This window comes from Ktedonobacteraceae bacterium, from assembly GCA_035653615.1.
Taxonomy (GTDB): Bacteria; Chloroflexota; Ktedonobacteria; order Ktedonobacterales; family Ktedonobacteraceae; genus DASRBN01.
Genome location: DASRBN010000001.1, coordinates 114,047 through 138,659, shown reverse-complemented (window position 1 = coordinate 138,659; position 24,613 = coordinate 114,047). Strand labels below are relative to the sequence as shown.

Sequence of the window (24,613 nt, the reverse complement as noted above, 5' to 3'; positions counted from 1 at the left end):
ACCCACCGGAACTCACACAGCATGATTAACCAGAATTTCGTGATCTTAGGCGCGATTATCTCTTCCACCGGCGGTATAACCTATGTGATTGCTACCATTAAGGGCAGAGTAAAGCCGAACCGGGTCTCTTTTTTATTGTGGTCGCTCGCGCCTCTGATTGCTTTTGTCGCCGAATTGCAGCAAGGCGTCGGCATCCAATCCTTAATGACGTTTATGGTTGGCTTTCTCCCCCTGACGATCTTCATTGCCTCTTTCGTCAATAAAAATGCCCGCTGGAAATTAACGCGCTTCGACCTGATCTGCGGCGGTTTATCTGTAATCGGTCTGCTTCTCTGGTATATAACATCATCAGGAAATGTAGCAATCATTTTCAGTATTCTTGCCGATGCCCTGGCAGCACTGCCAACGATAGTAAAAGCCTTCAACTTTCCAGAAACAGAAAGCGCCATACCTTTTTTCACAGGTATGATCTCTGCTGTAATTACCCTTTTGACCATAAAGGTGTGGAATCTGGCAAATGTGGGCTTTCCTTTATACATTCTGATCGTCTCATTACTTATAGCCACGCTTGTACAATTTAAGCCGGGGAAGGTCTTTCGCACGTACTTCCCGTAATACTTGCTGTCGCAGAAACTGCCCTCGATCTTGCCAGCATACTGTATCAAATCCGGCAGGAAGAGGGATTGACACAGCAGAGGGCGGCGGAACTGGCCGGTTTAAAGCAGCAGGCCATTAGCCGTTTCGTCCGTCATGCTATCCCGCTTTCAGGCGTTCCCCATATTACCGTTCCGACGACCTGCAACGGCAGCATCCCGTCGCTGTGATGGCGCAGGAGGATGTTCCTTACCAGTTGATCCATTTCGAACGCCTTTTGCTGGCCCATGCGCTCCCGCGAGAAAGTGCTGCGCGAGTGCAGGCCCTCGATGAAGTCATCGATTGATTGGAGAAATGGCACGGGAGCCGTTTCTTTCTCTCCTAGCTTGTGAAAAAAGCCGCCGGTCTCCAACTCTGCTACCACGCGGGCGCCTCTATGCCCGTTGGACGTGAAATATCGCGCGCGCAGTTGCCTGAACTCAGCATCCCAGGGCATAGGGAGCGTTCTGCGATAGACAAGCGCCAGGAAACCACGTGGAGAAAGCAGAGAACGGAAGCGCGGAAATGCCAGCGGCCAGTTCATCCAGTGGATGCTCGATCCCGCGGTGATCAGTGCATATGGTGGCGTAAGTGGCACTTCCTCTACCTTGCCGTAGATCCAGCGCAAGTGAGGATGATTGCCACCTGGCAGTTGTTTGCCCTTCTCAATCATAGTATGCGAAAAATCGACGGCGTCGACTCGCTCCACGCGTTCGACGAGCCGCCGGGCGATATCACCTGAGCCTGCGCCAACATCGAGAACGACGCGTGGCTCATCCACAATCAAGCCCGTGAGTATGTCAAACACCTCATCAGGGTAGGGTGGTCGAAAACGATAAACATTGACGACTTGAGGGTCTTTGAATGCTTCAGCGAGAGATACATTGAACTGCTCTGAATTGGACTGCATCGCTCTTCCTTCTGAATTTATATGAAACAGGCTTACATCTTCTTTGCCGTGATCATTGTCGCTCCCGGTGTGAGCAGGCGATGATGGCGCACATTGCTCATGCCCGCCTGTTCCAACCAGCCTTTTACTGTGACGAACGGATAGCAGGTGCCGCCGATAGCGGTTACCGTCACTGCCATAAATTGTACCATCAATGCGGCCAGGCTCAAACGCGGTGCCTGGTCTATGACCTGGTCAACGTAAACGAGGACGCCTCCTGGCTTAAGCGTTTCCGCTACTTTTGCCAGCACGACCGCGTTGATTTCCGGCGGCAGCAGGTGGGCGATATGGAAGTAGAGGGCTACGTCGAAGGAAGACGCAAGCTCTGCGGCGAAATTGTCCTTTACAATGTCGGCACAAAGAAAATTGATGCGCTCTTCCATGCCTGTTTGTTTCACGGTCAATTTTCCAGCTTCAATGCCCGGCTCGATGTCGAGGATGGTAGCATGCAGTTGAGGATACCTGCGGCAGAAGAGGACGCTGTACGCCGCATGCGAGCCACCGACATCAAGCAACTGCATTGCATGTCGGGGAATCGGAGCGCGCCTGACAACTTCGCCGCCAAGCACCATCGCTAATGATGCAAGCCCGGCGTAGTGGCGTGCCAGGGCAGCGGCAGTCTCCGGCTTAGCCGCATCTTCTTCATAAGGCATGCGCATCACCGGCCTGTTTTCGCGTATCACTTGCGGCAGGTGATCCCAGATAGCGACGATATCGGGACTATGAATAATATAAGGGGCAACGCTCTGTGATGAGCTGCCGGCAAGCCAGCGTTGAGAAACGCGTGTATTGCTGTATTTTCCATGACGCAGACGCACATATCCTGCTGAGATCAGTAATTGGAGCAACAAATGCAGTCCCTGGGGATCGCACTGCAAGCGTTCCGCAAGGGTTTCAAGGGAGAGGGTGTGTTTATCAAGGGCATCGAAGACGCCGAGTTCGCATGCTGTAACGAGTACTTTAGCAATGCCCGCGGAGAGCGGCGTATCAAACAGTGGCACGGGCAGCAGATTCAGGCGTGCCAGCAGAGATTCCAGGGGGGTAAGGCGTAGCGGCATTACATTAAGACTCCAACCAGCCAGCCACCGGCCAGTACAAGGCTGGTCACGGCGACCAGGTAAAAATAGAGCTTACGGGTCTCAACGGGCTTTTCTGGCCCGAAGAATAATACTCGCGCTTCAATGGACAGGCAGGTGAGAATGAGCGCCGCGACAACAATCCATGGATTTGCAGGAACGATACGCAGCACTGTCAGCAGGCCGATCAACGAGGCGCTCAGCACAATGAGTAACTGGCAGGCAAGGAAAGACCGCTGCACGCCGAGGTATACGGCCAGCGTTTTCGCACCGCCCGCGCTGTCCTTCTCTATGTCTGGTAACGAATTGGCGAGGTTGAGGGCCACACCTAGAAAAAAACCCAGCGGCACCAGCCAGAACAGGAACGGAAACACACGCCCCACGCCGGCGAAGGCATAGAGAGGGATCAAAGGCATGGCCAGCGCGAAAACAATGCCGCTCCAGGGCGTCGATTTCAGGCCAAAGTTATATGCCTGCCCCAAAGCGAGGTAGCACAGGGAGATCAGCAGCGCAAGCGGTGGCAACCAGAACAACAGCGCAAGCATTAGCGCGATCATGACCAGTCCCGCAACCAGCGCCTCGCGGGGAGTGACGAGCCCGAGGGGAATCGGCTTGTTTTTCTTGCCTTCAGCATCCAGGCGCCGGTCGCAATAATCGTTGAGCATGGCGATGGAAAGTTGCATAGCCGCGTGCGCCGCGATAACCAGCGCGATAACATAACCGACGGGATGTTGCCACGCGGCAAGCAGCGTGAAGAGGGTGACGGCGATGATATGTAACAGAACCGGCACCGGGTGGCTGAGCAGGAAAAAGCCCAGCAGTATATCTTGCAGTCGGCGCTTTTTAGCAATGTCCATGGTGTGTATACGTCCCAGTTCTCATCTCTGTTATGATAAACGCGCGCTCACTAAGCATTTGCTCCCATACAGAATGACAACATTACGAGTTCGTTATATCATATGATGGTATCTATGAGGATATTTTACATCTTATTCCTGATTCTGCTAGCTTGAATGCATGTGAAGGAGATGATTTCGCCCGTGCAGTCGCTATCTGGAGTCTTTCAGAAGCACAAAAGAATGCTTCTACTGAGATCGGTGATGAAGTCTTAGAGGCGATAGAGCGTGCCTCGACTGTTCAAAAATCACCGCTGTTCAAAGCACCAGCAAACCATCCTCAGCTCGCTACTATTATACGAGAAGAAACTACGCCATATGAAGTGAGAAAAACCAGTATGAGTACTTATCCTACACCTCATCTTGATAAACTAAGAGCGACCCTTACAAACGATAAACTTCCATCAGGCGATAAGCCCCAGGTGGAAAAGGCGATTGAAGATTATGAGCAGTGGGTCGCAAATATGGAAATCACAATGGAAGCAGACCCTCCGGCGCATGAGCGATTAAAGAGTATGGTTGACCTGCTTAATGAATATAGGAAACGCATGGATATTGATCTCATCTTCGATAGCCAGAATGACTGGCTACACGGCAGAAAGGACAAATTAAGTTAGATAACAGCATTATCGAAGAATTTTTACCTCGCCTCATCCACCCATCCCTCATTCCTGAGATATCAGAAATGAATGTAACCGTAGGTCCTGTCAAAGCATTCTCCTCTATATGGTTTGATTCGAGTCTCATACAACCGGGGTTTGCCGGTGGCCTCCAGATTCGCACGAAAGATCAGGATTTTGCCATTAGTAAACCTCTCTATCTTAGAGCTTCTCATTCATCTGATTTTCAAGAGCAGGTCAGCGTATCAACTCATCTTGCTTACATTGCTGCTGAATGCAAGACTAATTTAGATAAGACCATGTTCCAGGAAGCATGTGCTACCGCTCGCGACCTTAAAACCGCTATTCCCAGTGCGAAATACTATTTGCTTTGCGAGTGGCGAGATATGACTCCAGTAAGTAGCAGAACGACCCCAATCGATGAAGTACTACTCTTAAGGGAAGCTAAAAGGATCAGTTCGAACATCAGGCATAACTTCAGTACATACAAGGGTCGCCAGGAAGCAAGGGAAGCATACCTCGAGTTTCTGAACAAATATCCGTACCGGTTGAAAGTCTTTGAAAGATTTATCAACTTTATACGTCAGATGCTAAGGAATGATTCTCTTGATGAGCAAACTGTGTTAGAACGCGGATATTTTTAGAAGCCACCTATAGATAGATACGCACTGGCAGAAAAATTGTGAACCTATGAGGTCTGGATTTGAACACAGTGATCAAAAATAGACGTATTTATCATAAAAATGCGCTCTTTTGATCAAGAAGCCGCCTGTTCATTCATCCCCCTTTAAACTCCATCCCGAAAACATGGAACAGAAATGCCAGGATATCGCTGCGTTCCTCGATCACCTTTGTGGTTGGCTTACCTAAGCCATGACCCGCCTTCATCTCGATGTGCAATAAAATTGGATTGTGGCCTGTGTTGGCGGCTTGCAGGGTCGCGGCGAATTTTTTGGCGTGCGCGGGGACGACGCGGTCGTCGGTATCGGCGGCAAGGATGAGGGTTGGTGGATAGGATATGCCCGCGCGCACATTGTGCAATGGGGAGTAGGCGTAGAGGAACTTAAAGTCTTCAGCACTGGCCTCGGCGTTGCCATAATCCGAGATCCAGTAGCGCCCGACGGTGAATTTGTGGTAGCGCAGCATGTCTATGACCGGTACCTGGCAGACAACGGCCCCGTAGAGGTCCGGTCGCTGCACCTCGCAGGCCGCGACGAGCAGGCCACCGTTGCTGCCACCGTTGATTGCCAGCCGCTGGATACTGGTGTACTTGTTGGCAATGAGCCATTCAGCAGCGGCAATAAAATCATCGAATACGTTCTGCTTGCGCTCCCGCACATCGGCCTGGTGCCATTCCTCGCCATACTCGCCGCCACCGCGCAGGTTGGCTACCGCGTACACACCGCCGTTCTCTAACCAGACAAGCGTGCTGACAGCGAAGGTGGGCGTCAGGCTGACATTGAAGCCGCCGTAGCCGTAGAGCCAGACGGGATTGTTGCCGTCGAGTGTCAACCCTTTCTTGTGCGTGAGAAACATGGGGATGCTCGTGCCATCTTTGGAAGGATAGAAGACCTGGGTTGTCTCGTAACCGCTAGCATCGAATTTCAGGTCTGCCCCATGCCAGAGCGAGAGCGCGCCGGTTGTGAAATCATAGCGAAAAATACTGGAAGCATAGAGGAAAGAACTGAAGTCCAGAAACATCTCCGTATCGTGCGGCCTGCCGGATACGCCGAAGATCGAGCCTAACGCGGGCAGGGGAATATCGCGCACGTAGGTGCCATCAAGATTGAATATCTTCATTTGATGGTGGGCATCGTGCAGATAGGTCACAACGAACTGATCGTTGACCACGAGCGCGAAGGCAATCGCATCGGCCTGCTGTGGCACCAGCTCTTGCCAGTTCTCGCGCTCGGGTCGTTCGCTATCGATAGCGATGATGCGACCGCGCGGCGCATCCAGGTTGGTCTGGAAATAGAAGAGCGTGCCGGTGTTGCCGAGAAAGTCATAGCTGGCATCGGCCTCATCGAGCAGGCGAATAAATGGTTCATCGCTCGCTACTTTGCGATAATAGACGCGATTTTCCGGGTCGGTGCCATGCCAGACATGCAGCATCAGGTAGGTTCCATCGTCGGTGATAAAAGGGGAGAAGCTTAGTTCTTTGGCATCCGGCCTTTCATAGATCAGCGTGTCTTGCGATTGCGCCGTGCCGGGCGTATGCCACCAGACGCTGCTATAGTTGCTGGAATCCTCTGCCGGCACCGTGCCCGGCTCCGGCAGGCGATTATAGTAGAAACCGGCGTTATCGTGCCGCCAGGCGATGCTGCTGAACCTGCACCAGCGAATGGCTTCGGGATAATCGGCGCCGCTATCGACCTGGCGAATCTTAATTTCCTGCCAGTCGCTGCCACCGCTTGAAACACCATAGGCCAGCAGCGTCCCATCCTCGCTGAAAACCTGGTTGGTGAGGGCAACCGTGCCATCTTCGCTGAATGTGTTGGGGTCTAAAATGGCGACCGGCTCGCTCTCCAATGCTGGCTGCATATACAGGACGGATTGATTCTGCAAACCGGCATTTTTGGAGAAAAAGTAACGCTCTGCCTTCTTGATAGGCACGGAATACTTTGGATAGTTCCATAGTTCGGTCAGGCGCTGCTGTATTTTGGAGCGGGCAGGAATGGCGGCCAGATAGCCCTCGGTCACGCGATTCTGTGCTTCTACCCAGGCCAGTGTTTCCGGCGAACCGGCATCTTCCAGCCAGCGATAGGGGTCGGCGACGGGCGTGCCATGATAATTCTCGATCACGGTATCTCGCCGAGCGGGGATTTTATTCACTTTTTCTCTCCTGAAATAAAATATATGGGAAGGGTAGCATTCACTCAGCGCTCCGGCAGGCGTGCCATCATTGCCCTGAACCAGCGCGAGCGCACTTCATTGCCGGCAAATAGCAATGTGATAAAGATACCCAGGAAGGTGCCAACGATCCAGAGAACCAGGGTGAGCGTCCCTATATCGATGGATGTAAGCAGGTGCAGAGTGTGTAAGAAAGCAAGCGAGAGCGAGTCGTGCCCGTTGGCGACAGGCAGCACTGATCGCACGGAGGGCAGTTGCAAAATAAATGCCAGTGTGGCGATGGTGGCAAGGAAAACAGCGGCCAGTATTTCGGGTAGCGAAGGGCGCAGTAGCGAAAATTTAGGCGTGCCGGAGCGCGGCGGAGAGATGGCTACACGGCGCATGATCTGAGCGGTTAGATCTTCCGGCTCGGCAACAAACTTGAAGTCATGTAGATTGCTAACCATTTCCTCTAAACTATTGAGTTCCGCATGGCAGGCAGAGCAGGCAGTGATGTGCGCCTCTAACGCACGTATCTGGTCAAATTTGAGACGGCCATCTATATACAGTTGCATTAACCGCGAAGCCTCTTTACATTGCATTACAAACCTCTCGTTCCCAGGAAGCGGTCGCGGTCAAGAGTTTGCAAGCGCTCCTTGAGCAAATTGCGCGCCCGGAAGAGATGAGTTTTAATGGTACCGATGGGCATAGTAAGTATTTCCGCCATTTCTTCGTAGGTCATATCTTGCAGATGACGTAAGATCAGCACGACACGATATTTCGCTGGTAGCCTGGCAATCAGCTCTTGAATGAAAGCCTGGCGATCATGCATTTCCAGCTGGGCATCCGCGCTTTTATCGCCATAGGCTTGTTCCAACACCTGCTCCGCCTGTAAAGCTTCCTGCAATGCCTTATCGCGTTTGCGCTGCTCAAGACTTTTCAAGGAGCAATTGTAGGCAATGCGGTAGAGCCAGGTTGGGAAACGGGCATCGCCACGGAAGGAGGGAAGGCCTTGCCAGGCAGCCAGAAAAGTCTCCTGCGTGATCTCGGTCGCTTCCTCGTAGTGGTGTAGCATACGATAAACGAGATTGAAGACACGCCGCTGGTAGCGCTGTACGAGCTGGGCAAAAGCGTCCTGGTCGCCTTTTTTACTCGCGGCAACAAGCTGCATGTCGTCCAGCTCAGCACGAGTAGTGATGGCGTTCGAAAGGGATATTCCCAGGCCCTGAGATGATGGCAAAAAATGCTCTCTCATATGTTCCTTTAGAGTTTACTTGAGCAATAAATGTTTCAGGCATCTTGAAACATTCTTGCCTTTACATGTATCTTATCATATACACGTGAAAATTGATATGCAGGTTTAGCCATATGTCTTCTCAAGTTATCGCTGCTCTACTCGGCTGGTCAACGGCGCTGATCATCTTTCTGGGCTTCATCGTGTTGTTGCGCTATATCGAACACAAAGAGCGCATGGCGCTGATTATGCGGGGACTGGACCCACATAGTCTGCGCCGCCGGAGGAAAGGTACCGGGGTGCTGCGCGCCGGATTGATTGTCACAATGGTGGGACTGGCGCTGACGATTGGCCTCTACCCGCTTGGCTTTATGCTGCCCCCCGCTCTTACCGGAGCGCCGCTTCATTTTGGCCCCTGGCTCCTTCCCGGGCTGATTCCCCTCGGCGTAGGAGGCGCGCTGGTCATCAGTCATTACCTGGGGCAGGATTCATCGCCCCCACGCGATGATCCCAGGCTTGATGAGCCGCGGGTGAAGGACTAGCGCGCCAGGGAGCATGAGGCATCCCTGAGATAAGGAATATGTTAAAGGGCGACCGCAAAGGTACGCCCTGTTGCCTTTTAATTGATTACTCTGCCCCGGAATATCCGCAATCCGAGGATGAAGAATACGACAATCGTAACGCTCAATCCCAGGATGACCCAGCCCATTGCCAGCGTTGGCAGGGTGTGACCGTTGATGGTGGGTACCATGGCGTAGCGCAACCCCTCGGCGGCGTAGGTCAGCGGGTTGAAGAGCGTGATGATCTGGAACCACTTGATCGAGTCGAGCGATCCCCATGGATAGTAGGTACAGCCGGTGAAGATCAGGGGCGTGAAGATCAGCGAAAACATCAGGCCAATCTGCTCCGGCTTTACTGATGTGCCGATGGTCAGGCCGAGACACGCGCCGGCGAAAGCGGTCAGCAGCATAATGCCGATGATAACGCCGATGGCATCGGTGCGCACCACATATTGATCGCCCAGAATCCACCAGGCCAGCGGGAAGATGATAGCGCCGGCAACCAACCCGCGCATTGCCGCGAACAACACCTTCTCCACGGCCACCAGGCTCACGGGCAGTGGGGCCAGCAGGCGATCATCAATTTCGCGCGCGAAGCCGAGGTCGAGGACAAGCGGCAGCGTAACGCCTTGCAGCGCGGTGGTGACGACCGTCAGCGCTACGATGCCGGGCAGGAGTACGGCGGCGAAGCCACGCTGCGCGAAGCCAATGCTCGGCAGGACCTTGCCGAAGATGAAGAGGAAGAATAAAGGCTGCAGCAGCACTTGCAGCAGGAAGGCGATGAAATCGCGTCCCGTCACTACGATGTCGCGATTGAGAATTGCCAGGAATGCTGCGCCCGCGACGCTGATGCGACTTTTTGAACGTGTAGCAGGTGGACGCCCGGCAAGCATGGTTTGCTCAGATGATGTCGTTGTTGTAGCCATTAGCGTATCTCCATTTGACCTTCTCGGGCGCGGGGGTATACTTTCCTCTGTCAGGAGGCAGCAGGAACCGAACCCTTTCCCGAACCCGTTTGGGGTTGAAACAACTTAGCGTAAATTCCTTCCTGTCAGGTAGATGAAAACGTCTTCCAGGCTGGGACGCGCGAGGTGCAGGTCGCGCAGTTCAAATCCTGATTCCGCCACGGCCTGAGTTGCGCTCACCACCAGCGCTCCGGCATCTTCGGCATACACGCGGAAGAGAGTGATTCCGAGCTGGCTCTCGTCTCCCGACTGGGCAGCTATTTCCTCGGCCTTGATTGCTCCAGGGAGCGCGCGCAAGGTATCGAGCAGCGTATTTTTGCTCGATACGTGCTGGGAATCGGCTCCAACCGCGATGAGTTCGGGTATGAGGACGCGCAGTTCCAGGTACGTCCCGCCGGGGATCAGTTTCTTGAGTTCGGGCGCGGTATCCAGTACAAGGATTTTGCCGTGGTCCATAATGGCGATGCGCTCGCAGAGCTGGTCGGCCTCGTCCATGTCGTGCGTGGTCAGCAGGGCGGTGACGCCCTGTGAATTGAGCGTGCGAATACGGTCCCACAGGAAGAGCCGCGATTGCGGGTCAAGACTGTTGGTTGGCTCGTCCAGGAAAAGCACGTCGGGCGAGTGCATCAGGGCACGAGCGAGCATCAGGCGCTGTGCCATGCCACCCGAATAGCGGCGCACCATGTCTTTGCCGCGATCACCCAGCCCCAGTTCTCGCAGCAAGGTATCGGCGCGGGCGTTGCGCTCGGCACGCGGGATGCCGTGATAGCTGGCATGGAACGTCAATATCTCACGGGCGCGCAGGCTGCGGTCGAGGTTGCTCTGCTGCGGCACCACGGCGATGCGCTGCTTCACGCTCATAGGGTCTTCAACTACGTTAATACCCATGATTTTGGCTGTGCCGCTCGTGGGAAGCACACCGGTCGTCAGAATACCGATAGTTGTGGTCTTACCGGCGCCGTTTGGTCCCAACAGGCCAAAAATTTCGCCGCGCCGCACGCGAAAAGAAATCCCATCAACGGCATTCACCTGCGACTTCGGATAGCGTTTCACCAGGTTTTGCACCTCGATAGAGATTTCCTGCTCAGAATCAGTTACCATACAAAAACCTTTCTTTGCGTAGCTCAAATGTCCAGTATCTCCAGGTCGCCCCCCTTGAGGTACTGCGCGATAGCCTCGTAGAGTTCCTCTGGAATCTGCTCCTTCAGCTCCTCCAGGGTTTCAAAGACCTCCAGGCGGCGCTCGTCTTCGTAGGCCGATGACCAGTCATGGGAAGACATATCCCAGTTCCATTCCCAATCCCACTGCGACCCCTCTTCATAGGCTCTTTTGGACTTGCTCGCTTTCCTCTGCCTGTTGGACCAGCCCGACCAGTTGGCGGTATAGCGCGTGTAGAGAGCGAATCTACCTTTCGCGGTCTGATAGACCGTCAACAGCAGCCATTTCGTATCGTCCTGAACAGACAGGCGGCGCCTTGCAATGATGCGCCCCCGGAACTGCTTGCGCATGTAGGGGCGTCCCTTGCCAACGCTCACCGTGATCTCCTCAAATCCACTGACCTTTGCCTCTTCCGTTTCGACGAAGCGCCGCAGGGCCTGCACGATGGTGGCCGAGAGATTGTCGCCAGCCAGTTGCTGGGCCTTCTCAAATATTGGCATATCCGCATCCGCTACATAGATGGTTCGATTCGGCATATTCGGGTAGCTCCTCTCCACAATTGGCCACGTCTTTTTCTCTTACGGGATATACTATAATATATGTATACGTATATGTCAAGGCTGAAATGCCGGTGATTATGCAGAAGTGGGCCAGCGATTCTTCGCTGCGCTCAGAATGACATGCCCCGGGGACAGCCAGCTGTCCCCGGGGCATGTCATTCTGAGCGCAGCGAAGAATCTCAAGAGGTCTTTAGGGAATGCTCTGATAATTTGCGAAATTTTAATAGCCAGAAGCAAGCGGTTATGATAAAATAGCCCGAAAGGTTCATAATGCATCTCCATTTGACCTTTTCGGATTTGGTGATATGCTTTCCCTTACGAGCAGGAGCAGGAATCGCAGCCTTTCCCGAACCCGTTAGGGATTCCTGTGGAAATAGCTCATATGGATGAGCTACAAGCGCCTTTCCATGCTCCTCTCTGACACCGCGGTGTCATGGCGCTTGAAATAATAAACACCTTTCCCAGGAATCCAGGGGATACAGGCTGGTTATTCCTGCGCCGCTTGATCAGGAGCAACAGCATTGTAGATGGCCAACTAGTTGTGTAGTGGAGAGAAGTGAGGGAGAATGTGCGTTTCCTGAGTTTTTTTCCCCGCTATTTGAAAGACTTGCCTTATAGGGTAGGTCTTCCGCTTGTCGTGCTGAGTTTTTTAACCTGCCTGGTATTGTTTGCGTACGGTTTTCCCTCGCCGCTGAATGGAAGCCTCTTGAGCATACCGATTGCGCTGGCCGCGTGGTTATTCAAGCAGCGTGGGGCGCTAATTGCCGCGGGCGCTTCAGTGCTGGCAATCATTGTTGTCAATTCTATTACGTTGGGGTCGATCTGGTGGCCGTATGGGCTTATCACGGTTTTTCTTGTTGGCTCGGTAGCATTATTGGCCGAGGGATGCATCATCGGCTATCTACGCAGCGCACTGGATATCGCGGACAGCGCCCGCTTGAAAGCGCAAGAGGCGGAACAGCAGTTAGCTATTGCATACGAGCAGCAGCGCGAGTTGAATGAGATCAAAGACCAGTTTTTGCTCAATGTCAACCATGAGTTGCGGACTCCGCTCACGGAATTACATGGATATATCGAATTGCTGCGTGACTATCAAGGACAACTGGATGAGACACTGCGGGCAACATTTCTCGATCATGCCGCGCGTGGATGTGAAGAACTACAATTGCTGGTTGACAATGTGCTGGACGCGGTACAATCCGATAAGAAGATGAAGACTCTTCGCATAGAGAGATTAAACGTTGCCCGGGAAGTTGCGTATGTGCTTGAACTATTCGATCCGCGTAAGATCGAAACTTACTCTGTACACCTGGATATTGCTGAAAACCTGGCGGTATGGGGTGACGAGCAATCGCTGCGCCAGGTGCTGCGCAATTTGCTCTCCAATGCCTTTAAATATGCTCCCGAGCATACTCCTATCACTATCAGCGCCGGTTTGCGGGCAGGCGAGGACGGCCAGGCTTCCAGGCAATCTTATGTGCGTATCTGTGTGAAAGATGCAGGCCCGGGCATTCCACAAGATGAAATTCCTTTGCTCTTCGGCAAGTTTGTGCGCCTGCAACGTGATGTTTCCGGCGCTGTAAGAGGCAGCGGCCTGGGTCTTTATATCTGCAAGCAACTGGTAGAGGCGATGAATGGGCATATCTGGGTCGAAAGCTCAGGTATACCTGGGGAAGGAAGCTGCTTCTGCTTTACGCTGCCGGGTGCTTCCTCCGATGATTCCCGATAAGATGGCCAGAGATGCTTTTCCTACGTTCATCAGGGCTTCGGCTCATTGCGCCCAGCCTGACATGATGATATGCTTATCGGCATGATACAATAAGAAAAAAGGAGGTGATGCACCTGTATGGAACAAGAAACGCAGCAAGAACTGGAGCAGGTCGAGAAAAAAGCGAAACCGGGCTTTCCGATTCCACCGCTTCCCGAGTGGCCCACATCTAAACCGGGGCCGTTCGTGACAGAACCACCGCCTGGGCAGAGGCGCATGCCGACCCGTACCGAGCAGGTGGTCGAAATCGAATACAACCAGGAAACTGGAAATCCTTCGAAACCTTAATACGGCCCTAAAAGGGTGAGCACACAGATAGGCCCCTATCCTGCACAGACCTGGCATGGTGCTGCGTGTAGGATAGGGGCCTACCTGTGTGCTCACCCTGCTTGAGCCTCTGTGTTATAATGTATCGCAATGTCAGGTTTCTGCCGAAGGAAGGGATGAAAGAGAGCATGCCCGAAGAGGAGCTAGAACAAGAACAAGCACCAATTGTCGCGTGTATCACGGTTGGAGCATTTCAAGAAAATTGTTACCTGTATGCCTGTCCTCAGACACTCGAAGCGGTCATTATCGATCCGGGCGACGAGGCGGAGCGCATCATAGAACACATTCAAGAATTACAGCTGATCCCCAAATACATCCTCAACACGCATGGACATATCGACCATATCTCGGCCATTGATGCTGTCAGCGCAGTTTATCCTGTGCCGCTGGCGATTCACGCCGCTGATGTCCATATGTATACCGATGAAAATATGGCGAGCATGTTTGGCAGGAAAGCGCCGCTGGTCAAGCGCAAACCGGATATGCTGCTCAAAGAAGGTGACGAGATCTCCTTCGGCACGCTTACGCTTGAAGTGCTGCATACTCCAGGTCATACGCGCGGCGGAGTCTGCTTTGTCAGCCGTCCTTATTGTGTATTCAGTGGCGACACCCTTTTCTATCGAGGCATCGGACGCACCGATCTTGAAGGGGGAAATTATGAACAAATTGAGCGGTCGATCCGGGAAAAGCTCTATACGCTTGAGGATGACCTGGTCGTCTTTCCGGGGCATGGCTCGCCGACCACAATAGTAGAAGAGAAATATGAAAATCCATTTGTCAACGTAGAGGAGCTATAAGTGGCAAACATTTGTGTAATAGGAACAGGTTATGTAGGATTGGTGACGGGTACCTGTTTTGCCGATATGGGCAATCGCGTCACCTGCGTCGATATTGTTGCGGAAAAAATTGAGCGTCTCAAACAGGGCATTCTCCCTATTTACGAGCCGGGCCTGGAAGAGCTGGTCGAGCGCAACGTGCGCGCGGGCCGCCTGCATTTTACCACCAGCTACAGCGAAGGGCTCGACAATGTCCAATTTATTTTTATTGCCGTCAACACTCCCACCGGCACCAGCCAGGGAGGCGCGGACATGCGCTACGTCGAAAGCGCGGCACGTGGCATTGCCGAAGAACTCGATCACTACGCCATCATCATCAATAAGAGTACCGTCCCCGTGGGCAGTGGAGATGTGGTCTCGCGCATCATCCGTAAAAATCTGAAACGGCCGGATGTCCCGTTCGCGGTCGTCTCCAACCCCGAATTCTTGCGTGAAGGCTCGGCGGTGCAAGATTTCCAGAATCCTGATCGCGTGGTGCTGGGTTCAGCGGATCACGATGCCGCCTGCCAGGTCGCGACGCTCTATTTGCCGCTGCGCGCTCCCACGGTCATCACCGATCTTTATACTGCCGAGATGATCAAATATGCCTCTAACGCATTTCTGGCCACCAAAATATCCTTCATCAACGAGATTGCGCAAATCTGCGAGCGCCTCGGAGCAGATGTGAAGGAAGTGGCCGCCGGTATGGGCTATGATAAGCGCATCGGGCGGGCGTTCCTGGATGCTGGGCTGGGCTATGGCGGGAGTTGCTTTGAGGCGGGTGAAACGGTTTTCACCCTCAACAGCCCCAATGTGGCAGCGGAGCGCTTCGACAAGTTGTTTGCTAAAAGCGGCAAACCATTTCAGGGCGATATTGTGGAACTCCTGCAGCCGGAAGATCAGCGCGTGCTGGCCTTTGACTTAGAGACAGGACAATCTACCCTTGCCGGTGTAAAAGCCATCACACGACGACCCTACAAGGGGAAGATGGTGAAGATCAATACCAGCATGGGACGAGTGCTGCGCGTGACCGCCGACCATCCGGTTATCGTCTACAAGGATCAACAGTTCAATATTTTAGCGGCTGAAGCGGTTGTACCGGGAGATCAGTTGCTCGCCTTATGCGAGTTGCCCGCCGTCGAGCAGGCCATGACCCTCAACCTGGTCGAACTGCTGGCGAATACTGCGCTGGAGGCCGATGTCTATGTCAGGCCCATCGATAACAGCTTCAGCGATCAGTATGAGAGCTTCGCTGCCGCGATACCGCGGGATATGCTCAAGCATCCTCATGATATCAAGCGTTATAACCGCATGTCGCTGCGCCTGTTCCGCTACCTGAGCCAGTTACAGGTGCTCGATGTTCCCGCGGAGAAGCTGCGGCTGTACACGGCTAAGGGCGCGGCTACGATGATCAATGCCGTCATTCCAATCGATGCCGACCTGCTGCGTTTATGCGGCTATTATCTGGCGGAAGGCTATATTGCCCAGGATACGGGGCGCGCAGGATTCACCTTCCACGAGCAGGAAGCCGAATACATCGCCGATGTGCAGCGCATCCTGCATCGTCTGGGACTCAAGTTTATTGAACGGCGCTCTACCAATGTCCTGACAACTCTTGTCTCCTCACGCATCTTCTGCTGGCTGCTGCGCGATATCCTGCGCTGCGGTGCGCGCTTGGAAGACAAGGCGCTGCCTCGCCTGGCATTTAATGTAGCGCCGGATTTGCGGCGCGAATTGATACGCGGCGCTTTCAGCTGCGATGGCCCGGTTACAACTGTGCAGGATGGGCAAAACCTGGTGCTCGAATATGCAACCGCCAGCAAGGCGCTGGTGGATGGTATGGCGCTGCTGCTGCAAACGCTAGGGATTATTCCCTCTCTTCACACGCGCCGGATGAACAAATCGAAACAGGAGGCCTATATTCTGCGGGTGAGCGGCTACGAACAGGTAGCGGCGCTCAAAGAGGCATCCGGCGGCAAGCGTCTTGCGCAGATAGAGGCGCTGCTAGCGGGCTATCAAGGGCATATACAGTCCCATGGTTACAATCGTCATGGGGCATTCGCGACGCTCAGCGTGCGCGAAGTCGAGCATAAAGACGTTGAAACGACTGTCTACAGCATGGAGACGAGTACGGGAACGCTGATCGCATCGTCGGGTCTGATTAGCCATAACTGTTTCCCCAAGGACGTGCGCGCCCTCGCCCATATGGCCGACGAGGCCGGTCTGCACCCGCAGTTGCTGCACGCCGTCATGGATATCAACCATGACCAGCGCCGCCTCGTCGTAACGAAGCTGACCTCTATTCTTGGCTCCCTGCGCGGCTGCACCGTCGGCATCCTCGGCCTGGCCTTCAAGCCCAACACTGACGATATGCGCGAAGCTGCATCTGTTGATATCATTCGCTGGGTCACAAGCCAGGGGGCCGAAGTGCGCGTCTATGATCCGGTCGCCATGCAGACCGGGCGCGAGGCGCTTGAGCGCGAAGGCATACGCATGGATATGATTACATTCTGCCAGAACGCTTATGAAGTTGCCGAAGGCGCGGACGCCCTGGTCATCGTTACCGAGTGGAACGAATTCAAATCGCTCGATATGCTCCAGATTCGCGCCACCATGCATCGTCCCGTCCTTATCGATGGCCGCAATATTTACGAGCCGGCGGAGATGGGCCGCCTCGGCTTTGTCTATCGCGGTATCGGGCGAGCTACAGGTCCCGCCCCCTCGGTGCTGCCATCAGGCGATAGCACAAGCCTGATACAACAGCAATCGGTCATCGGTATAGAAGGAGACGGGAAATAGGTAGGTATACAATGGACGACGATTTGCCGATGCTTTTTACGCCACTGGTTCGCCAGCCGGGAGTAGAGATTCCTGACTGGCTTTTCGGGCCGCGTGGGAAAGCCGGCTTGCCCGCGCCATTGATCCCAACGCAGGGTGTAAACGTTGCCGTTGGCATCGATATCATCGAGGTGGATCGCGTCCGCAAGGTCTACGAACATCACGGCGAGCGCTTCCTCAAACGTGTGTATACCGAGATGGAGGTGCGCCAATGCCGTGGCAAGCCCACGCGCCTGGCCGGTCGCTTTGCCGCCAAAGAAGCTATCAGCAAGGCGCTTGGCACCGGCATCCATGGCGTTGCGTGGCGCGAAATGGAAGTCGTGCAATTGCGCAGCGGACGCCCCACCGTCACGCTCCACGGCAACGCCAGGCGGCGTGCCGAACTGCTCGGCATCAGCGCTTTCGATGTCAGCATAGCCGACCTCAATGCCTTCTCCATTGCCGTGGCCGTGGCTATTCAGACACAACGTCCGTAGGGGCCGATTGATACCTGCTCGCGCTCGCAAAAAGCAGCTAACAGTGGCTATTCAGGCACAACGTCCGTAGGGGCCGATTGATCGCGCCCAGCGCCGATTCATCGGCCCCGCGTCCATTACCTCTATCAAAAAAACCTGGGAAAAATTGACAACACCGACCAGTTTAGCTACACTCTTCATTAGCTTATTCCAGAGGAATCTTCAAACATCTAAAAGGAGGGACAGTGCCCTGGGCCTGTCCAGGAAAAAAAAGGAGGATGCTGTGATCCAACAACCATTACAGACAAACACCTTTCAGCAACCTTTACCATTCGAAGTGCAGCAGCAGGCCGGTATCTACAATTTGGGAGCATTGACGGGGGTCTACAAGCCTCGTTTTACCAATCCACTCTTTATTATCGGCATGACCATTGTGGCCATCGTTGTCGATATCGCAATCCTTATCGCAATCCTTCAAACAGGCTGGATTGTCTATGTGTTCGTCGCGCTTCCTTTTGTGGCCCTCGTTTATGCGATCAGGGGGATAATAGACGCCAATTTGCGCGTCTACACCTTCACTGAGGGTTTGATACGCGCCAAAGGCAAAGCGCTGGATGTCATCCGCTATGACCAGGTCGCGCAGGTCTTCTTCATCTCGCGTAAAGGTAGTTATGGCACGGTCTCCTATACGCTCACGCTGGTGCGCAGCGATGGCGCGAGGTTCAAAATTAGCAACACCATCCAGTATATAAATACGCTTGGATCGACGGTGCAATCAGAGGTGGTCAGGCGTCACATGCCCCAGGCACTGCAAGCCTTTAAAGCCGGAAATACCCTATCCTTTGGCCCCTTGACCGTCAATTACCAGGGCATTGGCAATGGCAGAGGCGTCCTTCCCTGGAACATGATACAGCCGATCATCCTGCAACGCGGCTTCCTCATCGTCAAACAGATTGGGCAGAATTCAAACTTCGCAAGGGTGAAGGTGACGGAAGTGCCTAATCTGCCCGTTTTGCTGGGCATCGTGAAGTACGCGCAAAACCCAAGGTAGGTACGTCCCCTTGTGGCCGCCCTCCACGGGCCTCTACTCGCTTGCCTTCGCCGCAAAAATTGCCTTCACACCTTCGCGATCACATGCTGTTCGATACAATTTCAGGATGGTGTGAAGGCAAGAGAACAGCCAATGTAACCTTTTCCTTTTGTATAACGTGCTCCATATAGCGGCTATTTATGAATAGTATGAAGCGGAGATATAGTAAGGGCGTACCCTGGTGATCGCCCTCCAGGGCTGTGTCTCTGGTTGCCTTAGATATAGCCGAAAACATGGTAAGGGCATACCCTGGCGGTCGCCCTCCAGGAGGTTCTCGCTTCATGAAACAAACATACAAAATAAAAGGTTTCTATGGCGAAAAAACAACGTCCTGACCCGGAGCAGGATATCGAGGCTGGGATGGTGGTGGAGGCAACCAAGGGTGATCTCGGCGAAGACGATGTCAGCAAGCCGAAGGTCACCGGTGTGGTTGAAGACCGGCAAGGCAACGTCAAGAAATTTGAGGTCGAGAAGGGCGTTGTCTTCAAGAAAAAACTCGAAATTCCTGCCGACCGCGTTCAAGCGGTCGAGCAGGAGCCTGGCACAAACGGGCAACCGGGCAAGGTGATCGTCGATGCCGGCAAACAGGAAATTGCCGACCTGGCGCCTGTCGGAGAAGAGGCCCTTGCCCCCGAAAAGCGGCATAAAGAAGACATTCTTGACCGTGTAGAGCGAACGATTCCTACCGCTGAGGGTCTACGCGAATTGGAAGCCAGTCCGCCGCCACCCGCTGACGAGGAGCAGGCGCCGGCTTCGACCAGAGGTAGTCGCAATATCTTCTTGCGCGTGCTTGGCCCTGGTTTCTTGAGCGGGATGGCGGGCAATGACTCCTCGGCTGTCACTTCCTATTCGGTAGATGGAGCGACAAACGGCTATGCCCATTTGTGGTTGTTGCTCCTCTCGACCCCACTCTATCAATCGGTGCAATTCGCGTGCGCCAAAGTAGGCCGCGTCACTCAAAAGGGACTGGCCGACGTGCTGCGGGAGCATTACAGCCGGGGCGTTGCTATCATCGCTGCCTGTATTCTCATCCTGGCGAATATGGCCTTGATCGCTGCCGACCTCGTCGCCGTAGGCAGCGGCCTGGAGTTGATTACACACATCTCCTGGATCTGGTTCGTGCTGCCTGTCGGGGCCAGCTTGTGGTACATTACCGTCTACCGCAACTTTGAGGCGCTGAAAAAGATCTTCATCGCTATGAGCCTCGTCTTTGTCGTCTACATCATCACGGCCATTTTTTCAGGAGCCAATTGGGGCGCTGTGCTGCTACATACCTTTGTGCCACAGATCGACTTCGGATTCGCCAGCATCAGCAGCGCCGTAGCCCTGCTTGGCGCGACTATCTCACCCTATACGATGTTCTGGCAGGTGCAGGGCGAGAAAGAGGAGAAACGCACAGGCTCGACCAGAAAGCAACTGCGCGAAGCCGGCCTGGATATTGCGAGCGGTGTGGTCAGTGGCAACCTGGTCTCATTCTTTATCATCGTGTGTACCGCCGCTACACTCTACGCGCATCATCAAGGTATTCAGACGGCGGCAGATGCCGCGAAAGCCTTGCAGCCCTTGCTCGGCCCATTTGCCGAATATCTTTTCGCTATCGGCTTTATCGGCGCGGGCATTGTGGCCATCCCCGTTCTGCTGGCCAGCACTTCGTATGCCATAGCGGGCACATTTGGCTGGCCGGCGGGACTCTCGAAGAAGCCCTGGCAAAACGAGGGGTTTTACCTGATTCTATCTGCCTGTAGTATTATCAGCATCGGTATCGCATTTTTGCGCATAGACCCCATCCAGCTGATGTTCTGGGCCAACGTCCTCAATGGCGTATTAGCGCCGCCGCTGGTCGTGTACCTGATCATTATCGGCAACAACCGTAAAATTATGGGCGAACACCGCCTGAACCTGATTACGAATATCGGTATGGTGCTGACCGCGCTCGTCATGTTCGCTGCCACTATTCTACTTTTCTATGGCCTGGCGACCGGTAAGGGCGGGTAGAAACTATCATTGCTGCATTCATTCGCCGGTGCTACACTGGAGAAAATAAAAAGCTAGAGGATGATAGTATGCGAGCCATATTGCAACGAGTAAGCCATGCCAGTGTCACCGTAGACGAAAAGCTGGTGGGCCAGATCGGTCAGGGGCTGCTGATCCTGCTTGGTGTCGGGCAGAATGATAGTGAGATGGAGGTGAAAACCCTGGCTGACAAAATCGTTCATCTTCGTATTTTTAGCGACGATCAAGGGAAGATGAACCTGTCACTACTTGATATCGGTGGCGAAGCTCTGGTTATCTCACAGTTTACCCTGTATGCCGATACGCGTAGAGGGCGGCGTCCCAGCTTCACAGGTGCGGCCTCACCATCGCTGGCGGTGCCACTGGTCGAACGCTTCAAAGAAGCCATCGCTGCTCATGGACTGCGGGTCGCCGAAGGTATCTTCGGCGCGCATATGCACGTTGAATTGCTGAATGACGGTCCGGTCACCATCTGGCTTGATACAAAGGAATAGCCAGAAGTGAGTCTCTCCAAATGTTTCGCGCTAGTGGAAAAAGGTGTCCAGCGACATCCGGCCTCATTTCGCGTATTTGCCTCAGTAGGAAGCTGACTTTGCGTTCTTCGCATGTATGAGAACGTGATATGTGACATAATATAATTGAGGGAAAGCATTTCGTTTCCCGAAGAAGGAAAAATATATGAGCTATCAATTTGCTGAAGCACATGAGCCATTCTCCTCCTCAAAAAGGATGTGAGAGATCATGCACGGATTACTCTTTTCAAAGACCTTCTTCTCTGGCCCTGGTAACGTGTATACACAGTTCACCGTATTGGTTCTCGATGATTGAACAGAAAGCATTCATTCATGATGGGATATTCAGCTCAGTCCTTTGTCAAACAAGTCCAGATTGATTTGCTTGCGCTCTCTGATGACGACCTTCTACACACCATCGAGCAGTGGGGGCCAGGGAGAGAAGCACCGGCAGGCTCTCCTGATCCACAGGAAGAGATATGGCTTGTACTGGGATATCAGCGGCTTTGCGCAGAAACCGGACAGCCTTCCTATCGCTCTAACCCCGAAGCCGAGCCAGAGATGGCTGAGTACTGGTCTGCGCCTTCGCCATCTCATCTCCGCCGCTTGTTAAGTGAGATGGATGGCAAGCAATTTGCCCACGTCGTGATTGCCCTTGCCTTTCAGTCACTTCATGCGCTATATCCTGAATGGGGAGATGGTTCGACCTTTAATGCCCATCTTGCCTACTATCTGCGCCAGAGACGCGCTCCCGCTCGCCAGCGCAGCGATGAATTGAGGACAAAGACGATTCCTCACGCGTGATTCCATAGCACATCTACAAATAGCAGGGAACCTTGTTGAAGGCTTCATGTCTTGAGGAGGCATTTTCGTCTTTATGCGATAGGGCTTAGATAATTGAAAGATGAGATAAAAACATGGCACTACCGACCTTAGACCAGACAGAAGGGATATGGATTGGGCGCACCAATGGCCAGGGATACCATTACGTGCAAGAGGTGTTTCCTGGTACGACCTTGAGTGAAAGATCTCATCGCGATAACTGCCGATTGCTCATTCAACGGGGAAGCTTAGTGCCAGAGCACAAAGATGGCTTGTTTCCAGACCAGAGGGTGTGGGAGAAGATAGGACGCTATTGCCGCGTTCACATCTGATGGCTTCTTGTTGCTCGCCTTGTATTACTTCAATATGGTCTTCTGATACAAGGACCTTGCTGTTTTTCCATGAAGAAGCACATGGCAGGCTGCTTCTTCGTGGAAACGTCCTCTCCAACCGGTTTTAAGTCAAGAAAGGAATCATTTCCATGCCAGCACCAACGAATGGTGTCAACACTAAACCCATGATTCAGATCTCCTATGAATGTATCTTACGGGAACGATCACGAGAAGCGAAGAGCTACCTCTATGAAGTGGCGTGTAGCATCAGCCATCTGATGGCATCTGCACACCTCTCCATCCGAGTGACAGGTGAGCATACCTACCGCAACGCGGCAGCAAGAGAGATTGCTTTTACTCGCTCTGAGGCAGGAGCTACCGCCTACATTGAACTCCTGGAAAGGGAGCAACTTGAGGTGAGAATCGTAGAGATCGAGGGGGATTATCGTAAGGCGCTCTACTCGGCGCACGGCCAGGAACTCAGCGAGCAGAGCAGCAGGGAAATTCTTTCCATCGTCCGGCTTATCGATGCGAGGTCTGAGCAAGAGTGAGGCGGCAGACAGCGAGAAGCGGCTGGCGCATCGGCCAGCTGCTTCTCGCTGAAGTGAATAGAATTAACGAGAGCGACGACGCCTGCGACGCTGTGCCTCTGCTTTCCGCTTGCGGCGTACCTGCGGGCTTTCATAGTGCCTGCGGCGGCGCGACTCCGCCAGGATCCCGGCTTCCTGTACTTTGCGGTTGAATCGTTTGAGTGCTATCTCAAAGGAGTCCCCGGGATTGATGTGAATGTGACTCATGACGATTACCAGCGCTCGTGCTGGTTGTGGGAGCGGCCAGAATCTTGCGGGCGATAACAATCGCTACAATAAACGGGCCGGTCATCGCGTGGCTGGAAAGGAACCTGTGCCTCATTGCCACAACTGGCACAGGTAATAGTATACATGGGGCGTGATTCGCGTTCGCGATACCCTGTCCCCTGCCCTCTATTTGAACGTCCGCCACCTGACTGCTTGCGCGCGGCACGGCACGAGGGGCAACGACTCGGCGCATTGGTGAGGCCCCGGCTCTCGAAAAATTCCTGTTCGCCAGCCGTGAAGGTAAATTCCTGATTACAGTCGCGGCAATACAAGATGCGGTCGGTAAATTCCATCATACTTTCTCTATTCCCAGGCTTCAAGCCCGGTATACACTCCTGTATTGCGCAGCTTCCAATAGACATCCTACTCATAGCGACAATGCACCATACAGCATGTGCAAGTATATCACATCTCCCCCCCAAAAGCATACTTTCCGCCTGTGAGAATCCGATTTTTCCTACCCTGTCCTGTGAAATCGTTGTTCGGGTTGGCTCCCACCGGTCTCTCTGGCTTCGAAAGAAGCGGGTGACCTGGTTTTCAGCCGCCAGATCATCCACTTTTTATGGTATACTATCTTCATGTTGAGAACGTGTTGTGACGAAACTGGTAGGCGTTTCGGGAAAAGTGAGGTGAACAAGCAATCTCATTGTCGAAACAGTGGGCCAGCTTCCAGTATTGTCTCCATTTTCTTCTCGTCAGTCTCTCATGAAATGCACCACACGGTGATGTATCTCTCCTTCTCGTCATACTCCCTCTGTTGAGGCAGACGTATGGTCGGATGATACAGATGCGTGCCAATCTGCCGAAAAGATGAGGAACACCGAACAATCGGTACAGAGAGGCTCTTTCACAGAAAAGGAGTAAGCGATGAGACGGATACCAGGTGGAGTCGTTATCTGGAGCCTGAGTCGATATACCAGAAACCAGAACTTGTGGGACCGTACCTGCCAGAGATGTAAGCAGAAGACACCGGCCTTCGAGTACGAACAGCAGGATGAACAGAACCGGCCTGTCTTTAGCTATCTGTGTGAAGAATGCGCACAGAAGAAGCTGGCGGAGTGGCTGCAATGCGCTGAGAGCCCCGATTACGTGCATCTCGGTTATCAGACGGACTTTGATGTCGCGATCGTTTACTACGAACAAAAAAATGACGGCGAAACCTTATTGCTAACGCGCTGGAGTCCCGAACAACGTCGACGCAGGCTGCAAGGCGAGAAGTAGAAAACGGGAAGTGAAAGATCAGGTCATGCTGTAAATGATAGACTCGTTACCATCTGGATAGACAGCAAGGAGTTGTAGCGGTA

General features: G+C 53.5%; 27 protein-coding genes. 15 read left to right on the top strand and 12 right to left on the bottom strand.

Features of this window, described 5'->3' with window-relative positions; all coding sequences use genetic code 11:
• The first annotated feature begins 21 nt into the window (after positions 1-21).
• Entirely contained in the window at positions 22-615 is a 594-nt protein-coding gene (locus VFA09_00660; GenBank protein HZU65761.1) for a hypothetical protein, read from the top strand.
• A gap of 133 nt (positions 616-748) precedes the next feature.
• On the opposite strand, the gene VFA09_00655 is transcribed toward VFA09_00660, so the two are convergent.
• From VFA09_00655 to VFA09_00645, 3 genes are read right to left on the bottom strand one after another with little or no spacing between them, the layout of a single operon-like run.
• A complete protein-coding gene (locus VFA09_00655) occupies positions 749-1,543 on the bottom strand; it encodes a class I SAM-dependent methyltransferase (protein ID HZU65760.1) in 795 nt (264 codons plus the stop codon).
• A gap of 32 nt (positions 1,544-1,575) precedes the next feature.
• Positions 1,576-2,640, bottom strand: a complete 1,065-nt coding sequence (locus VFA09_00650; GenBank protein ID HZU65759.1) for a class I SAM-dependent methyltransferase — start codon at positions 2,638-2,640, stop codon at positions 1,576-1,578.
• Entirely contained in the window at positions 2,640-3,515 is an 876-nt protein-coding gene (locus VFA09_00645; protein ID HZU65758.1) for a UbiA family prenyltransferase, read from the bottom strand. Before VFA09_00645 ends, VFA09_00650 begins: the two co-directional genes overlap by 1 nt.
• Before the next feature lie 152 nt (positions 3,516-3,667).
• Between VFA09_00645 and VFA09_00640 the strand changes: the two genes are divergently transcribed.
• Together VFA09_00640 and VFA09_00635 are read left to right on the top strand one after the other, a co-directional pair.
• On the top strand, positions 3,668-4,171 hold the full coding sequence (locus VFA09_00640) for a hypothetical protein (protein HZU65757.1): 504 nt from the start codon (positions 3,668-3,670) through the stop codon (positions 4,169-4,171).
• On the top strand, positions 4,138-4,818 hold the full coding sequence (locus VFA09_00635; GenBank protein HZU65756.1) for a Bpu10I family restriction endonuclease: 681 nt from the start codon (positions 4,138-4,140) through the stop codon (positions 4,816-4,818). The genes VFA09_00640 and VFA09_00635 overlap by 34 nt, the downstream gene beginning before the upstream one ends.
• Positions 4,819-4,951: 133 nt before the next feature.
• Here VFA09_00635 and VFA09_00630 read toward each other — a convergent pair whose 3' ends face one another.
• The 3 genes from VFA09_00630 to VFA09_00620 are packed head-to-tail and all read right to left on the bottom strand — an operon-like array spanning position 4,952 to position 8,258.
• Positions 4,952-7,006 (bottom strand): prolyl oligopeptidase family serine peptidase, encoded by a 2,055-nt coding sequence (locus tag VFA09_00630; protein HZU65755.1) that lies wholly within the window; start codon positions 7,004-7,006, stop codon positions 4,952-4,954.
• A 44-nt stretch (positions 7,007-7,050) separates the two neighbouring features.
• Positions 7,051-7,605, bottom strand: coding sequence for a zf-HC2 domain-containing protein (locus tag VFA09_00625; GenBank protein ID HZU65754.1), 555 nt, complete (start codon positions 7,603-7,605; stop codon positions 7,051-7,053).
• On the bottom strand, positions 7,605-8,258 hold the full coding sequence (locus VFA09_00620; GenBank protein ID HZU65753.1) for a sigma-70 family RNA polymerase sigma factor: 654 nt from the start codon (positions 8,256-8,258) through the stop codon (positions 7,605-7,607). Before VFA09_00620 ends, VFA09_00625 begins: the two co-directional genes overlap by 1 nt.
• Before the next feature lie 113 nt (positions 8,259-8,371).
• Between VFA09_00620 and VFA09_00615 the strand changes: the two genes are divergently transcribed.
• Positions 8,372-8,779, top strand: a complete 408-nt coding sequence (locus VFA09_00615) for a DUF6249 domain-containing protein (protein ID HZU65752.1) — start codon at positions 8,372-8,374, stop codon at positions 8,777-8,779.
• 77 nt (positions 8,780-8,856) lie between these two features.
• On the opposite strand, the gene VFA09_00610 is transcribed toward VFA09_00615, so the two are convergent.
• From VFA09_00610 to VFA09_00600, 3 genes are all read right to left on the bottom strand, one after another.
• A complete protein-coding gene (locus tag VFA09_00610) occupies positions 8,857-9,723 on the bottom strand; it encodes an ABC transporter permease (protein HZU65751.1) in 867 nt (288 codons plus the stop codon).
• Between the two features lie 105 nt (positions 9,724-9,828).
• On the bottom strand, positions 9,829-10,863 hold the full coding sequence (locus VFA09_00605; protein HZU65750.1) for an ATP-binding cassette domain-containing protein: 1,035 nt from the start codon (positions 10,861-10,863) through the stop codon (positions 9,829-9,831).
• A gap of 23 nt (positions 10,864-10,886) precedes the next feature.
• Positions 10,887-11,456, bottom strand: a complete 570-nt coding sequence (locus VFA09_00600; protein HZU65749.1) for an EXLDI protein — start codon at positions 11,454-11,456, stop codon at positions 10,887-10,889.
• 730 nt (positions 11,457-12,186) lie between these two features.
• On the opposite strand from VFA09_00600, the gene VFA09_00595 reads away from it, so the two are divergent.
• The 5 genes from VFA09_00595 (at position 12,187) to acpS (ending at position 17,704) form a co-directional block, all read left to right on the top strand.
• The gene (locus VFA09_00595) at positions 12,187-13,209 is read left to right on the top strand and encodes a HAMP domain-containing sensor histidine kinase (protein HZU65748.1); all 1,023 of its coding nucleotides are present in this window, start codon (positions 12,187-12,189) and stop codon (positions 13,207-13,209) included.
• 117 nt (positions 13,210-13,326) lie between these two features.
• Positions 13,327-13,536: a hypothetical protein gene (locus VFA09_00590; GenBank protein ID HZU65747.1), complete on the top strand. Its 210-nt coding sequence runs from the start codon at positions 13,327-13,329 to the stop codon at positions 13,534-13,536.
• A gap of 155 nt (positions 13,537-13,691) precedes the next feature.
• Entirely contained in the window at positions 13,692-14,372 is a 681-nt protein-coding gene (locus VFA09_00585) for an MBL fold metallo-hydrolase (GenBank protein ID HZU65746.1), read from the top strand.
• Positions 14,373-17,189: a nucleotide sugar dehydrogenase gene (locus tag VFA09_00580; protein HZU65745.1), complete on the top strand. Its 2,817-nt coding sequence runs from the start codon at positions 14,373-14,375 to the stop codon at positions 17,187-17,189.
• A gap of 11 nt (positions 17,190-17,200) precedes the next feature.
• Positions 17,201-17,704, top strand: coding sequence for a holo-ACP synthase (gene acpS, locus VFA09_00575; protein HZU65744.1), 504 nt, complete (start codon positions 17,201-17,203; stop codon positions 17,702-17,704).
• A 51-nt stretch (positions 17,705-17,755) separates the two neighbouring features.
• Here acpS and VFA09_00570 read toward each other — a convergent pair whose 3' ends face one another.
• Positions 17,756-17,884 carry a hypothetical protein gene (locus tag VFA09_00570; GenBank protein HZU65743.1) on the bottom strand — a complete coding sequence of 43 codons (129 nt, stop codon included), beginning with the start codon at positions 17,882-17,884 and terminating at the stop codon, positions 17,756-17,758.
• 82 nt (positions 17,885-17,966) lie between these two features.
• Here VFA09_00570 and VFA09_00565 point away from each other — a divergent pair, with 82 nt between their 5' ends.
• From VFA09_00565 to VFA09_00545, 5 genes are all read left to right on the top strand, one after another.
• Positions 17,967-18,734: a DUF6585 family protein gene (locus tag VFA09_00565; GenBank protein HZU65742.1), complete on the top strand. Its 768-nt coding sequence runs from the start codon at positions 17,967-17,969 to the stop codon at positions 18,732-18,734.
• 351 nt (positions 18,735-19,085) lie between these two features.
• Positions 19,086-20,768: a divalent metal cation transporter gene (locus VFA09_00560; GenBank protein HZU65741.1), complete on the top strand. Its 1,683-nt coding sequence runs from the start codon at positions 19,086-19,088 to the stop codon at positions 20,766-20,768.
• A 68-nt stretch (positions 20,769-20,836) separates the two neighbouring features.
• Positions 20,837-21,280, top strand: coding sequence for a D-aminoacyl-tRNA deacylase (gene dtd, locus VFA09_00555; GenBank protein HZU65740.1), 444 nt, complete (start codon positions 20,837-20,839; stop codon positions 21,278-21,280).
• A gap of 351 nt (positions 21,281-21,631) precedes the next feature.
• A complete protein-coding gene (locus VFA09_00550; GenBank protein ID HZU65739.1) occupies positions 21,632-22,102 on the top strand; it encodes a hypothetical protein in 471 nt (156 codons plus the stop codon).
• Between the two features lie 499 nt (positions 22,103-22,601).
• Positions 22,602-23,003 carry a hypothetical protein gene (locus VFA09_00545; GenBank protein ID HZU65738.1) on the top strand — a complete coding sequence of 134 codons (402 nt, stop codon included), beginning with the start codon at positions 22,602-22,604 and terminating at the stop codon, positions 23,001-23,003.
• Between the two features lie 63 nt (positions 23,004-23,066).
• Here the strand turns inward: VFA09_00545 and rpsU are convergent, their stop codons facing one another.
• Together rpsU and VFA09_00535 are read right to left on the bottom strand one after the other, a co-directional pair.
• Entirely contained in the window at positions 23,067-23,249 is a 183-nt protein-coding gene (gene rpsU, locus VFA09_00540; protein HZU65737.1) for a 30S ribosomal protein S21, read from the bottom strand.
• A 5-nt stretch (positions 23,250-23,254) separates the two neighbouring features.
• The gene (locus tag VFA09_00535; GenBank protein ID HZU65736.1) at positions 23,255-23,605 is read right to left on the bottom strand and encodes a zinc-ribbon domain containing protein; all 351 of its coding nucleotides are present in this window, start codon (positions 23,603-23,605) and stop codon (positions 23,255-23,257) included.
• Between the two features lie 571 nt (positions 23,606-24,176).
• On the opposite strand from VFA09_00535, the gene VFA09_00530 reads away from it, so the two are divergent.
• Complete coding sequence (locus VFA09_00530; GenBank protein HZU65735.1) at positions 24,177-24,530, top strand: hypothetical protein; 354 nt, start codon at positions 24,177-24,179, stop codon at positions 24,528-24,530.
• The last annotated feature ends 83 nt before the right edge of the window (positions 24,531-24,613 follow it).